The sequence below is a fragment of the Streptomyces sp. NBC_00414 genome (assembly GCF_036038375.1).
In the GTDB taxonomy this organism is placed as follows: Bacteria; Actinomycetota; Actinomycetes; order Streptomycetales; family Streptomycetaceae; genus Streptomyces.
Window position 1 is genome coordinate 995,506 of sequence record NZ_CP107935.1, and the last position, 12,584, is coordinate 1,008,089.

The window sequence follows — 12,584 nt, forward strand, 5'->3', positions numbered from 1 at the left end:
CGGTGGTTACTGGCGCCGGTGGGTCTTGCTGGTGCCAGTCACTGGTGGTGGCTGTCACTGGTGGTGGCTGGGCACTGGTGGTGCTCGGTGGTGACTGCCGCCGGTGGTGTTCGGCACCCGGCTCCCGCTGGGTGCCGTCACCGCTTCGGCGGGCCGCCGGTGGTCGCACCGGCCCTGAAGGCGCAGGCGACCAGGGGTTCTTCGGCCTCCTCCCCCGCCACGAGCGAGGCCAGCATCCGGACCGCGGCCGCGCCCAGCTGGTGGCGCGGTACGTCGAATCCGGTGGGTTGCGGATCTCCGGCGAGGTCGGGCGGAGGACTGCCCAGGAGCGCGAGGGAGAGGTCGGCCGGGCAGGTGAGGCCGGCCTCGTCGACGGCTGTTCGCAGGGCGCGCCAGGCGGCCCCGGTGTCGGTCTCCTCCGCGACGAAGGCGGTGACACCCTCGGCGATCCACCTCCGCAGCCGTTCGGGGGTGATGTCGCGCCGCGGGTCGGCGCTGCGGAAGACGGCCTCGGCCCCGCCGGGCAGTCCGGCGGCCTCCAGCCCTTCCAGGAAGCCCTGTTGGCGGTCCGTGGAGGCGGGCGCGTCGTCGTCCTCACGGACCAGGACGATCCGGCGGTGACCCGAGGACGCCAGGTGCCGGACCACTTCGCCGCTGGCGCTCACATAGTCGGCACCGACCCAGGACAGGCCCTCCAACTCCTCGCGGCGGCCGAGGTGCACGACCGGGAACCCGTCGGCGACCATCCGTTTCAGTTCGGCGATCGGCACGTGCCGGCCGAGGAACAGGCATCCGTCCGCGAGCCGGACCCGGTTCAGCGCCTCGGGCCCGGCCGCCCCGGCCCCGCCGGAACTGGACCCCGTGAACAGCACCAGGTCGTAACCGCGCGCGGCGGCCTCCCGCTCCACCCCGACGAGGAAGGGGTAGTACGAGTGCTCCACGTCCGTCGGGAAGGTGGCCGTGAAGCTGTAGACACCGAGCAGGTTGTTGCGGGCCGCCGCAAGACGCTGGGCCGCCGGGTCCGGTACGTAACCGAGGCTGCGGGCCGCGTCGAGCACCCGCTGCCGTGTCTCGTCCGAGATCGCCGACCCCTGAGCCTTGTCCGACAGCACGAGCGACACCGTGGCCTGGGACACTCCGGCCAGCCGGGCGACCTCGGCCTGCCGCGGCCGGGACGTACGTCCGGTTGTCGCGGGCGTCCGCCCTCGCCTGGGTCGCTTGCTGGGCTGTTCCACCGTGCTCCTCACCCGGCCGCCGAGGGCCGCACCAACTTGCTCGCACCGACTTGCTAATGCGTATAAGTAATGCGCATTAGCAGAACTGTGAGGTGCCTTCGCGGCAGCGGTCAAGAGGTGTGACACGACTTCTTCCGCCGGGTTCCGCCCCCGGAAGCCGTTGAACATTGATCCGGACCATTGACCTGTCAACCGGTTCCGGTTAGCGTCCACGCCGAGCCTTTCCAAGGACCAGCCCCTGTGCCCCACCGCAGTGTTCGGCAAGCCTTCGGGAGATCATCCATGCGCGTCAGACGATCGCCACTCGCAGCTCTCGCCCTCTCTCTGACAACGATGTCGGCCTTGTTGATCCAGGCCGCCCCGCCTTCCGCCGCGGCCCCTGACACAGCGGCGGCGACGGTGTGCAACAAGTACTGCGACGCACGGGATCCGGCCCTCAGCCCCCAGGACCGCAGACCCGTCACCGCCTCGCTCTTCTCGCGCACGTTCGAGCTGCACTTCGACGACGCCGACGCCATGGGCTGGGCCTCCGTCGGCAACGGCAGCCCCGGGGACGAGGTATGGCTGGACCGCTCCTTCGACGGCGGCCGTACCTGGTCCGCGAACAGCCGCCTCGGCGCCACGAAGATCCCGGCGGGCCAGAGCGGCTGGCGGACGTTGATGTACAACGTCGACGACTGGGCGGGCCACGGCGTCGGCGCCCTGCGCGCCTGCGGCAAGGCGGCCGACCGCCCCGACATCGCCTGCACACCGTGGGCCCGGACCACCTGGAACGCCGGCGACCGGCGCACCGCGGCGGCGACCGCGCAGATGCAGTTCTACAACTACGGCACCGGCCTCTTCGACACCACCGGCTGGTGGAACTCCGCCAACGCGCTGCACGCCGTCATCGACAACATCCGGGTCACCGGCATGCAGAGCTACCGCTACGCCATTGCCCGCACCTACGACCTCCAACTCACCTCGGCGGCGGGGCAGTTCCGCAACGACTACATCGACGACACCGGCTGGTGGGGCCTGACCTGGATCGCGGCGTACGACCTCACCGGCGACGCCCGCTATCTGGCCACGGCCCGCGCCGACGCGGACCACATGGCCTCCTACTGGGACAACACCTGTGGTGGCGGGGTGTGGTGGAGCACCGCGAAGACGGTGAAGAACGCCATACCCAACTCCCTCTACATCGAGCTGAACGCGGCCCTGCACAACCGTATCCCGGGCGACACCACCTACCTCCAGCGCGCGAAGGCGGACTGGAGCTGGTTCCAGGGCACCGGCATGATCAACGCCGACCAGACGGTCAGCGACGGCCTGAGCCTGAGCACCTGCAAGGTCGGCGACAGCACGGTCTGGTCGTACAACCAGGGCCAACTCATCGGCGGACTCACCGAGTTGCACAAGGCCACGGGTGACGCCTCGGTGCTCGCCACGGCCCGCCGGATCGCCGACGCCAACATCGTCTCCAGCAAGCTCAACACCTCGGCCGGCATCCTCAGGGACCCCTGCGAGTCGGGTGACTGCGGCGCCGACGGAGCATCCTTCAAGGGCGCCGACGTACGCGGCCTGGCGAAGCTGAACGCCGCCCTGTCCGACCGTCCCTACACGGCGTACCTCAACAGGCAGGCCACCCAGGCCCATGCCGCCGACCGCAACCCCCTCGACCAGTACGGCCTGCGCTGGTACGGCCCCGTGGACAAGACGGACGCCGCCCGCCAGCAGAGCGCCCTCGACCTGATGAACGCCGCGTCCTGAGAGTCACCGCGCCCACTGCTCGGCACCTCGGCCCAGGACGACACATCCGCATGACCCGCGCCGACGGTGGAACTCCACAGCCACGTGTGCCCGAGGGCCGGACGCACAGGACGGAGCGGGCTGATGTCGGTCGACCTGACTGGATTCCTTGCTGTGGTGGTACTGGCCTACCTGATTCCCCGGCCCGGACTTCCTGGTCATCGTGCGGGCGGCCGCTCGGCGCCCTGCCCTGGGCAGAGCGGCCGCTCTGGGCGCCCGGAGCGGGTTGTGCGTCCACATGGGCGCCGCCGCACTGGGGCTCTCCGTGATCGCCGCCTGCTCAGCGCTCGCCTTCACCGTGATCAAACTCGCCGGCGCCGCCTATCTGATCCACCTGGGCGTTCGAGCACTCCTGGACGCGCGCCGCCGCCACCGCGACACGTCCACCGCGCCGACAGGGGCGGTGGCGCACGAGTCCCGCCACGGACACGGCCTCCGCCACCGCGTCGGGGCGGCACGCCGGCCGACGTGGCGGTTTCCAGCACGACACTCTCCTGCGGAGCATTTCCCGGGCGGCCGGGGTCGACGGGGAGCGCTTCGGCATAAGCTCCCCCGAGCCCGCCCGGCCCCAGCCCAGGTCCGGTTCCAGCCCCAGCCCCAGCCCCAGCCCCAGCCCCAAGGAACCTTCCCAGGGGACTTCCCCGACCGCACTCCGCAGGGACGGAAATGACGTTCTTCGACAATCCCGTCATACCCGGCTTCAGCCCGGACCCCAGCATCTGCCGGGTCGGCGACGACTACTACCTGGCGACGTCCAGTTTCGAGTACGTACCGGGCGTACCCCTGTGGCACAGCCGCGACCTGGTGCACTGGCGGCTGATCGGGCATGCCCTGGACCGGCCGTCGCAGCTGGCACTGCCCGACACGGCCGCCGCCTCCACGGGGGTGTACGCGCCGACCCTGCGCCACCACGACGGACTGTTCTGGATGATCACGACCGTGGTCGCCGGGGCGGGCACCATCCTGGTGACCGCCGAGGACCCGGCGGGTCCCTGGTCGGATCCGGTACCGGTCGGCGTTCCGGGCATCGACCCGGATCTGGCCTGGGAAGAGGACGGAACCTGCTGGTGCGTCTTCTCGGCGGACGGGATCCGCGGGGTCCGCGTCGACCCGAAGTCCGGCCGGCCGCTGGGCGAGCCGGTGCCGATGTGGTCGGGCAGCGGACTGCAGTACCCCGAGGGCCCGCACCTCTACCGGATCGACGGCTGGTGGTACCTGCTGCTGTCGGAGGGCGGCACCGAACGCGGCCACGCCCTGTCGGTGGCCAGGTCCCGCACGCTGCCGGGTCCGTTCGAACCGCATCCGGCCAACCCCGTTCTGTCCCACCGCAGTACGAGCCATCCGGTGCAGAACACCGGCCATGGTGACCTCGTACAGGCGCGGGACGGCAGCTGGTGGATGGTGCTGCTCGGCACCAGGCCCCGCGGTGACACACCGATGTACCACGGCATGGGCCGCGAGACGTTCCTGGCACCGGTGCGGTGGGAGGACGGATGGCCCCTGCCCGGGCCGCTGGACCTGCGTGCGCAGGCTCCGGCGCTCACCCCGCACCCCTGGCCTCCGGAGCCGGACCGGGACGACTTCGACTCCCCCCGGCTCGCGCCGTGTTGGGTGTCCCCGCGGCGGAGCGACCCGGAGGCCGTACGGCTCGACGAACGGCCGGGGCACCTGGTCCTGCACGCCCGCGCGGACAGCCTCGACACACCGGGCGCGCTCCTCGTCGGACGACGGCAGCGCGACCCCGACTGCAGCGCGCGCACGCTGGTCGAGGTCTCCGACGGCGGCCGGGGCGGGCTCGCGGTACGCCTGGACGAGGCGCATCACTACGAGGTGGAGGTGGGCGACGGCACGGTCCGCGCGGTCGCCAGGATCGGCCCGCTGAGCCACGCGATCGCCGAACGGGCCGTACCCGCGGGCCCGTTGAGGCTGCGCGTCGACATCACGACCTCCGACGTCCTGCCGCCCACTGTCACCTCCCGCGACCCGGCGGCGCCTCCCCCGCCCGGCCTGCGCGGCGGCGGCCCCGACACACTTCCCCGGCATGTACGCCACTCGGGGCAGCGCGGCCTTCGACTGGTTCGAGTTGCGGCCCTCCTGACACCGACGCGACCGGGAGCGCCGAGCACCCCGCTCCCGGTCGCCTCCGTCGGCCTCTGTCAGTCGTCCGGCGTCAGTCGGCCGCGGCAGCTTCCTCGCTCCGCCGGTTGGCACGGTCGATCTCGGCCATGTGTTCCTCCGCCCAGGCACGGACCATGGCCAGCGGTCCTTCCAGCGAGAGGCCGAGCGGAGTGAGCCGGTAGTGCACCCGGGGCGGCACCGTCGGTTCCACCCGGCGGTCGACCAGGCCGTCCCTGGCCATGTTCTGCAGGGTGACCGACAGCATCTTCTGCGAGACCCCGGCCATCCTGCGCTGCAGCTCCGCGAAGCGGACCTCGCCCGGCGACGCCTCCGCAAGCACCTTGACGGCCATCGACGTCCACTTCGTGCCGATCCGGTCGAGCAGACGGCGGGTCGGGCACTGCGGAGAGAACAGGTCTCCGCGCCCACGCCCGGACTCTGACGAGGGGGTCACCTCGGGCTCACCACCTGTATAAGAAGTGCGGTCTTGGCCCTCCCACGGTACTTACCTATCGTTCTGTTGTCACCATTGGTAACTGCCTGAGAGGTCCATGTGCCTGCCACACCGAGCCGTACGTCGAGCCCTGCGTCAGGCCCTCCGGCCGGCCCCGCGTCCAGCCGCCACCGACCCGCCGTGGAACTCCGGCGGATCACGGCCGACGGCGCCGACCTCAACGTGGCCCTGGCCGGTGAGGGCCCGGCGGTCCTGCTGCTCCACGGCTTCCCGCACACCTGGCGGCTGTGGACCGATGTCCTGGACGGGCTCGCCGATCGCCACCGGGTGATCGCACCGGACCTGCGCGGATTCGGGGCGAGCGCTCGGGCGGCGGACGGGTACGACGCCGGCACGCTCGCCGCCGATGCCGAAGCCGTCCTCGACGCCCTCGGGGTGCGTTCCGCAGCGGTCGTCGGCATCGATGCGGGCACCCCGCCGGCCTTCCTGCTCGCCATGCGCCGCCCCGGACTCGTACGACGGCTCGTGGTCATGGAGTCACTGCTGGGCGGGCTGCCGGGCGCCGAGGAGTTCTTCGCGAACGGGGCGCCGTGGTGGTTCGGCTTCCACTCGGAACCCGGCCTCGCGGAATCCGTGCTCACCGGGCACGAGGCCGAGTACATCGACTGGTTCCTGAACGCCGGCACGCTCGGACAGGGCGTGCGACCCGAGGTCCGTGACGCCTTCGTCGACGCGTACACCGGCGGCGAGGCCCTGCGCTGCGCCTTCTCGTACTACCGGGCGCTGCCCACGAGTGCGCGGCAGCTGCGGGAAGCCGTGCGGACGAGCCGGTTGACCGTCCCCACCATGGCTGTCGGTGCCCGGCCGGTGGGCAGAGTGCTCGAACAGCAGCTACGGCCTGTGGCGGATCGTCTCGTGGGCCATGTCATCGAGGACTGCGGTCACATCATCCCGCTGCATCGCCCCGCCGAACTGCTCGGCCTGCTGGGGCCCTTCCTCGCCATGGACGAGGGGGGCAAGTAGGAACACCCACTCCTTGCCACTCTCAACTTATAGCGCACCGGGGGGCTTGCGGCAAGGCCCCCGTCGTACCGCACAATCGCTGGCCTGAGGCCGGTACCTGCGGAAATGAGGACTTACGAAGTGCGTGTTGCTGTCGGTTCACAACCTCCGGCGGGAGGCGGTGACATGGGCTCGCTGACCACGAGCGCGTTCAGTCTTCCCGAGCATCTCTCCCCCAAGGCCGACCCGCTGCTGATCGGCCGCGACGAGAAGCACTTCGCGGCCATCGCGGAGAGCCTCGATCAGACGATCACCGAACTGTCCGAGCGGCTCGCCGCCGCACGCCGGGCGCCCGGCGGCATCGGCCGGGAGGCGATGGAGCGGGACGCCGAGATCCACCGGCTGACCGGTCGGCTGCGTACCCTGCGCCGCTTCGGTCTCGATCTGTGCCTCGGGCACATCGTCGGCGCCGACGATCCCGAGCCGCTCTACATCGGACGGCTCGGTCTCACCGACAGCGGCGGGCGCCGACTGCTGATCGACTGGCGCTCCCCCGCGGCCGAGCCCTTCTTCGCGGCGACCCACGCCGATCCGATGGGGTTGACCAGCCGTCGCAGGTACCGCTGGACCGGCGGCCGGATCAGCGACTACTGGGACGAGGTGTTCACCGCCGAAGGGCTCGAAGGGCATGCCGCGCTCGACGACCACTCGGCGTTCGTCGCCAGCCTGGGCAGTACGCGGTCGGCCCGGATGCGGGACGTGCTGACGACCATCCAGGCCGACCAGGACGCGATCATCCGCGCGGGATCCCGCGGCGCGCTCGTCGTGGACGGCGGTCCGGGCACGGGCAAGACGGTCGTCGCACTGCACCGGGCCGCCTACCTCCTCTACTCCGACCCCCGTCTCGGCCACCGCCGGGGCGGAGTGCTGTTCGTCGGCCCGCACCAGCCCTATCTGGCGTACGTCGCCGATGTCCTGCCCAGCCTCGGAGAGGAGGGTGTGCAGACCTGCACCCTGCGGGACCTCGTCGCCGAGGGAGCCGGAGCGGTGGACGAGAGCGACGCGGAGGTGGCGTCCCTCAAGTCGTCCGCGGGCATGGTGAAGGCGATCGAGAAGGCGGTCGCGTTCTACGAGACGCCTCCCACCAAGGGGATGACGGTGTCGACCCCCTGGTCCGAGGTCTGGCTGAGCGCCGAGGACTGGGCCGAGGCGTTCGAGACACCGGGACCCGGTGTTCCGCACAACGAGGCACGTGACCAGATCTGGGAGACCCTGCTCACGATCCTGCTGGACAAGCACGACGTCGACGTCCCGCCCGAGCTGTTCCGCAGGTCGCTGCTGCACGACGAGGAGCTGACCGGGACCCTCGACCGCGCGTGGCCGCTGCTCGAAGCCACCGACCTCGTCGGGGACCTGTGGTCGGTGCCCGCCTACCTGCGGCTGTGCGCTCCCTGGCTCGGCCCCGACGACGTACGGAAGCTGCGGCGCGCGGACACCCAGGCGTGGACGGTGTCCGACCTGCCGATCCTGGACGCGGCACGGCAGCGGCTCGGCGACCCCGAGGCGGCCCGGCGGGGGCGCCGGCACGAGGCCGTTCTCGCCGCCCAGCGCGAGCGCATGACCCAGGTCGTCGACAACCTGATCGAGGCCGCGGCCGACTCGGGCGCCGACGGCGACGACGGCGAGGGCCTGGTGACGATGCTGCGCGGCGAGGACGCCAAGGTCAGCATGGTCGACGAGTCCGAACTGCCCACCGCCGAACCGGACCTGCTCGCCGGGCCCTTCGCGCACGTCGTCGTGGACGAGGCACAGGAACTGACCGACGCGCAGTGGCAGATGCTGCTGCTGCGCTGCCCGTCCCGGAGCTTCACCATCGTCGGGGACCGCGCCCAGGCCAGGCACGGGTTCACCGAGTCGTGGCGGGAGCGGCTGGAGCGGATCGGGCTCGACCGCATCGACGTGGCCTCCCTGAGCATCAACTACCGGACCCCCGAAGAGGTCATGGCGGAAGCCGCGCCGGTCATCAGGGCCGCGCTCCCGGACGCCAACGTGCCGACGTCCGTCCGCAGCACGGGCGTCCCCGTCGTCCACGGTTCCGTCGCGGAGCGGGACTCCGTGCTCGACACCTGGCTCGCCGCGCACACCGACGGGATCGCCTGCGTCATCGGCGATCCGACGTTCCGGGCGACGCCCCGCGTCCGGTCGCTGACCCCGGAGCTGTCGAAGGGCCTGGAGTTCGACCTGGTCGTCCTCGTCGACCCGCAGACGTACGGCACGGGTGTCGAAGGAGCGGTCGACCGCTATGTCGCGATGACCCGGGCGACCCAGCGACTGGTCGTCCTCACGAGCACCTGACACCGGCCGCCACCACCCGGGCGCGGGAGCGGCCCACGGGAGAGAATGGGAGACACGTCCGCGCCCGCCGGTCACCAGGAGGCGACCATGTCCGTCCGCCGGGTCATGCCCGACATCCGCTCGGAGGCCATGGAGGAGAGCCGGGACTTCTACGGGCTCCTGGGGTTCGAGGAGGTCATGAACCTCGGCTGGGTCATGACGCTGGCCTCTCCCGCCAACCCCACCGCTCAGGTCACCTTCATGAGTCAGGACAGGACGGCGCCGGTCGTGCCCGACATGAGCGTCGAGGTCGACGACGTGGACGCCGCCTACGCGGCGGTGCTCGCGAGCGGCGCGGAGATCGTGCACCCCTTGCAGGCCGAGGAGTGGGGAGTACGCCGCTTCTTCGTCCGCGACCCCAACGGGCGGGTGGTCAACGTGCTGAGCCACCGGTGACCCGCTCCTGGCCTCCTCCGGGTCGAGGTCGTCCGCTGCCCCGGTCGGCGGCCCCGTACGTGAGCCGGCGGTCCGTACCCGCTTGTCCGGCGCCGCGGTCCGGCATTACCGTGCCGCGGTGAATCTCTTCTCGCTCGCCTGGACCGCGTTGTGCACGGCGGTCGCCGAGGTTCCGGACGAGGACTTCGAGCAGCCGTCCGGCTGCACGGGGTGGCTCGTGCGGGATCTTGTGTGCCACCTGGTCATCGACGCCCAGGACGTCCTGATCACCCTCGTCACACCCGCCGACACCGAACCGACCGTGGACGCGGTCACCTACTGGCACCTCGCCGAGACCCCGGCCGGCGAGGATCCGCTGGAAGCGCTGATCCCCCGGCTGGCCGCCGCCTACGGCGAGCCGAAGTTGCTCAAGTTCCACTTCGACGACGTCGGTTCCGCCGCGGGCCGCGCCGCCGGACTCGCCGATCCCGGCGCCCTCGTCAGCACCCGCGACGAGGTACTGACCGTGGGCGAGTACCTGTCCGTGTACGTCCTCGAAGCGACCTTGCACCACCTCGACCTGATCGCGCGCCTGCCGTCGACCACCGAGCCGCCCGCCGAGACCCTGGCCGCCGCCCGCGCGTCGCTGGAGAGCATCGCCGGGACCCCGTTCCCCGCCTCGTTCTCCGACAGGACCGCCCTGCTGGTCGGCACCGGACGGCGGACACCGACCGAAGCGGAGAGGGCCGCACTGGGCGCTCTCGCCGAACGGCTGCCGCTGGTTCTGGGCTGAGCGGCCCAGGCTGGGCGACCCCCCGGGACACGTACACCCGGCTCCCGCGTGCCAAGCCCCTGACCTGGGCGCATTCGCCGCATGACTGAATCGCACCCCCGCCGGTCCGGTCCCGGGGGTGCCCTTCTAGGGTGCCGCCATGGACTCGCAGCGCTACCTCTCACAACTGTTCTCCCTGGAAGGCCGGGTCGCCCTGGTGACCGGTGGCAGCTCCGGCATCGGGCGCGGCATCGCCGAGGCCCTGGCCCGCGCCGGGGCGAGCGTCGTCGTGGTGGCCCGCAAGGAGGCGGAACTGACCGCGACGGTCGAGGAGTTGAGTGCGCTCGGCTGCCGCGCGGCCTGGGTCGGCGCGGACCTCGGTACCCGTGAGGGCGTACGCGGGGCCGCCGAGCGGGCGGTCGAGGCCTTCGGCGAGCCCGACATCCTCGTCAACTGTGCCGGGATCAACCTGCGGCCCCCGATGAGTGAGCTGAGCGACGAGGTCTGGGACACCACCATGGCCCTCAACCTGGACGCGCCCTTCCTGCTGGGCCGGCGTTTCGGCCCGGTCATGGCCGAGCGGGGCTTCGGGCGGATCATCCACATCACCTCGCAGCAGGCTCACCGCGCCTTCGTCCAGAGTGGCGCGTACGGGGTCTCCAAGGGCGCGCTGGAGTCGCTGGCCCGCTCGCAGGCGGAGGCCTGGTCGCCGTCCGGAGTCACCGTGAACACGCTGGTCCCGGGCTTCGTGATGACACCGCTGAACCGGCGCCTGTCCTCCGATCCGGAGAAGGTGACGGCCCTGGCGGCGCGCACGATGGTCGGCCGCAACGGCCTGCCCGACGACTTCGCGGGCGCGGCGGTCTTCCTGGCGAGCGCCGCCTCGGCGTACGTCACCGGGCAGTCGGTCCACATCGACGGCGGCTTTTCCGTGCACTGAACCGTGCACTGCTGAGTGCACCGAAAAAGTTTTCCATGACCGGGCTCCGCCCCTTAAGACGATGTCCTACGTGGTGAGGCGGACATAAAATCCGGTATGGGGCGGGGAACTTGGAGTTGGATCGTTCCGGATGGATTGTGGGAGATCGCGGAGCCGCTGATCCCACCTTCGAGGGTGCGACCGCAGGGCGGCGGGACGCCGGACACACCTGATGAGACGCTGTTTGCGGCCATCATCTATGTGCTAGTCAGTGGTTGCGCCTGGCGGGCCTTGCCGCCGCGCTTCGGCATATCGAAGTCCACCGCGCACCGCCGGTTCTTGATCTGGTCGAGAGCCGGTGTCTGGGGCCGGCTGCACCAGGCCGTGCTGCACCGGCTCGACGACGCCGGCCTCGTCGACGTCACCCGCGTCGTCCTCGACACCGCCCACGTCCGGGCAAAAAAGGGGGGCGAACACACAGGTCCGAGCCCCGTGGACCGGCGTAAGCCGGGTACCAAGATGCACATCTTGTCGGATGCGAACGGGCTGCCCCTCGTCGTTGGGATCTCGGCCGGCAACGTCCACGACAGCGAGGGCCTGAAGCCCATGATCGCGGGCCACCAAACGCAACACGACCCCTACCGCGGCCGGTACTTCAAGGCTCAGCGGCTGCACGCGGACAAGGCGTACGACTTGCCCCACCTGCGCAGATGGCTGTGGGGAAAGCACATCGGCGTGCGTATTGCCCGCAAGGGAATCGAGTCCAGCGAACGATTAGGACGCCGCCGCTGGGTCATCGAGCGCACCCTGTCCTGGCTGTCCGGCTACCACCGCCTCAGCCCTCGCTATGAGCGCAACCCCCGCAACTACCTGGCATTTCTTGGACTCGCCGCCGCCCTGTGCTGCTACAAGCGGCTTGTCCGCCTCACCACGTAGGACATCGTCCAAGGACCCACTCGCTAGCCTTTCACTCGCTCGACTTGGCCGAACATCAGCCGCAACACCGACCCGAGGGCGTCCACTCCCGACCGACGCGCGGACGGCGACCACTCGACGCCTGTTCATAGGTGTCAGCCGCCGGGAGGACGGAACAACGAGCCGTCGGACGCACCGCCGGGACGGGCCTCCTCCTCAAAGATCTCCACCGGGCGGCCGTCGGCGTGGCGGGGAGTCAGTGTCAACGTCACCTTGTGCGTGCGGGCCAGGGAGGCGCCCGCGTCGGCGTCCGCGGACACCACCCACACCCTGAAACCCACCTTGGCCCGGGCGTCCCGACGCAACTCGACGGTGAACTCCATGCCGATCGGGCCGACCTCGAAGCGAATGTCCTGGTCCGCGCCGTCAGTGGCCGCCCGCAGCAGATCGTTCCGGACAAGCCGTACAGCCTCGGAAAGTTCCCATACCTCTGCCACCGCGCTTCCCCCGATCCCGCCGCGCTTCCCACTAGGCGCTGATTCACGGTAGAGGGACCGCGTGCACCGCGCCAGCCTCGGGAACGGCGGCTCGGCCGAACCGGGCAAGCGC

General features: G+C 70.9%; 11 protein-coding genes and 1 pseudogene. 9 read left to right on the plus strand and 3 right to left on the minus strand.

Translation table 11 applies throughout. The features are described from left to right. Window positions 1–137: 137 nt before the first annotated feature. A complete protein-coding gene (locus OHS59_RS04365; RefSeq protein ID WP_328492057.1) occupies window positions 138–1,235 on the minus strand; it encodes a LacI family DNA-binding transcriptional regulator in 1,098 nt (365 codons plus the stop codon). A gap of 333 nt (window positions 1,236–1,568) precedes the next feature. On the opposite strand from OHS59_RS04365, the gene OHS59_RS04370 reads away from it, so the two are divergent. The 3 genes and pseudogenes from OHS59_RS04370 to OHS59_RS04380 all read left to right on the plus strand — a co-directional run bounded on the left by OHS59_RS04370 (window position 1,569) and on the right by OHS59_RS04380 (window position 5,124). Continuing rightward, window positions 1,569–2,987, plus strand: a complete 1,419-nt coding sequence (locus OHS59_RS04370) for a glycoside hydrolase family 76 protein (protein ID WP_328492058.1) — start codon at window positions 1,569–1,571, stop codon at window positions 2,985–2,987. A gap of 202 nt (window positions 2,988–3,189) precedes the next feature. Further along, the gene (locus OHS59_RS04375) at window positions 3,190–3,696 is read left to right on the plus strand and encodes a LysE family translocator (RefSeq protein WP_328492059.1); all 507 of its coding nucleotides are present in this window, start codon (window positions 3,190–3,192) and stop codon (window positions 3,694–3,696) included. Next, window positions 3,693–5,124: pseudogene (locus OHS59_RS04380) on the plus strand (glycoside hydrolase family 43 protein). Before OHS59_RS04375 ends, OHS59_RS04380 begins: the two are co-directional and overlap by 4 nt. A gap of 72 nt (window positions 5,125–5,196) precedes the next feature. Here the strand turns inward: OHS59_RS04380 and OHS59_RS04385 are convergent. Next, window positions 5,197–5,598 carry a winged helix-turn-helix transcriptional regulator gene (locus tag OHS59_RS04385; RefSeq protein ID WP_328492060.1) on the minus strand — a complete coding sequence of 134 codons (402 nt, stop codon included), beginning with the start codon at window positions 5,596–5,598 and terminating at the stop codon, window positions 5,197–5,199. A 180-nt stretch (window positions 5,599–5,778) separates the two neighbouring features. Here OHS59_RS04385 and OHS59_RS04390 point away from each other — a divergent pair, with 180 nt between their 5' ends. From OHS59_RS04390 to OHS59_RS04415, 6 genes are all read left to right on the plus strand, one after another. After that, window positions 5,779–6,621: an alpha/beta fold hydrolase gene (locus OHS59_RS04390; RefSeq protein ID WP_328492061.1), complete on the plus strand. Its 843-nt coding sequence runs from the start codon at window positions 5,779–5,781 to the stop codon at window positions 6,619–6,621. A gap of 165 nt (window positions 6,622–6,786) precedes the next feature. Next, the gene (helR, locus tag OHS59_RS04395; protein ID WP_328492062.1) at window positions 6,787–8,955 is read left to right on the plus strand and encodes an RNA polymerase recycling motor ATPase HelR; all 2,169 of its coding nucleotides are present in this window, start codon (window positions 6,787–6,789) and stop codon (window positions 8,953–8,955) included. A gap of 87 nt (window positions 8,956–9,042) precedes the next feature. Next, window positions 9,043–9,390 carry a VOC family protein gene (locus OHS59_RS04400; RefSeq protein ID WP_328499049.1) on the plus strand — a complete coding sequence of 116 codons (348 nt, stop codon included), beginning with the start codon at window positions 9,043–9,045 and terminating at the stop codon, window positions 9,388–9,390. Window positions 9,391–9,508: 118 nt separating this feature from the next. Further along, the gene (locus OHS59_RS04405; RefSeq protein WP_328492063.1) at window positions 9,509–10,162 is read left to right on the plus strand and encodes a maleylpyruvate isomerase N-terminal domain-containing protein; all 654 of its coding nucleotides are present in this window, start codon (window positions 9,509–9,511) and stop codon (window positions 10,160–10,162) included. A 139-nt stretch (window positions 10,163–10,301) separates the two neighbouring features. Further along, the gene (locus OHS59_RS04410; RefSeq protein ID WP_328492064.1) at window positions 10,302–11,081 is read left to right on the plus strand and encodes an SDR family NAD(P)-dependent oxidoreductase; all 780 of its coding nucleotides are present in this window, start codon (window positions 10,302–10,304) and stop codon (window positions 11,079–11,081) included. A 96-nt stretch (window positions 11,082–11,177) separates the two neighbouring features. Continuing rightward, entirely contained in the window at window positions 11,178–11,996 is an 819-nt protein-coding gene (locus OHS59_RS04415) for an IS5 family transposase (RefSeq protein ID WP_328492065.1), read from the plus strand. 134 nt (window positions 11,997–12,130) lie between these two features. Here the strand turns inward: OHS59_RS04415 and OHS59_RS04420 are convergent, their stop codons facing one another. Continuing rightward, window positions 12,131–12,472, minus strand: coding sequence for a trypco2 family protein (locus tag OHS59_RS04420; protein ID WP_328492066.1), 342 nt, complete (start codon window positions 12,470–12,472; stop codon window positions 12,131–12,133). Between the last annotated feature and the right edge of the window lie 112 nt (window positions 12,473–12,584).

Coding starts and splice junctions, on each gene's coding strand:
- OHS59_RS04370 (WP_328492058.1), top strand. CDS start 1,569: ATGTCGGCCTTGTTGATCCAGGCCGCCCCGCCTTCCGCCGCGGCCCCT.
- helR (WP_328492062.1), top strand. CDS start 6,787: ATGGGCTCGCTGACCACGAGCGCGTTCAGTCTTCCCGAGCATCTCTCC.
- OHS59_RS04400 (WP_328499049.1), top strand. CDS start 9,043: ATGTCCGTCCGCCGGGTCATGCCCGACATCCGCTCGGAGGCCATGGAG.
- OHS59_RS04410 (WP_328492064.1), top strand. CDS start 10,302: ATGGACTCGCAGCGCTACCTCTCACAACTGTTCTCCCTGGAAGGCCGG.
- OHS59_RS04415 (WP_328492065.1), top strand. CDS start 11,178: ATGGGGCGGGGAACTTGGAGTTGGATCGTTCCGGATGGATTGTGGGAG.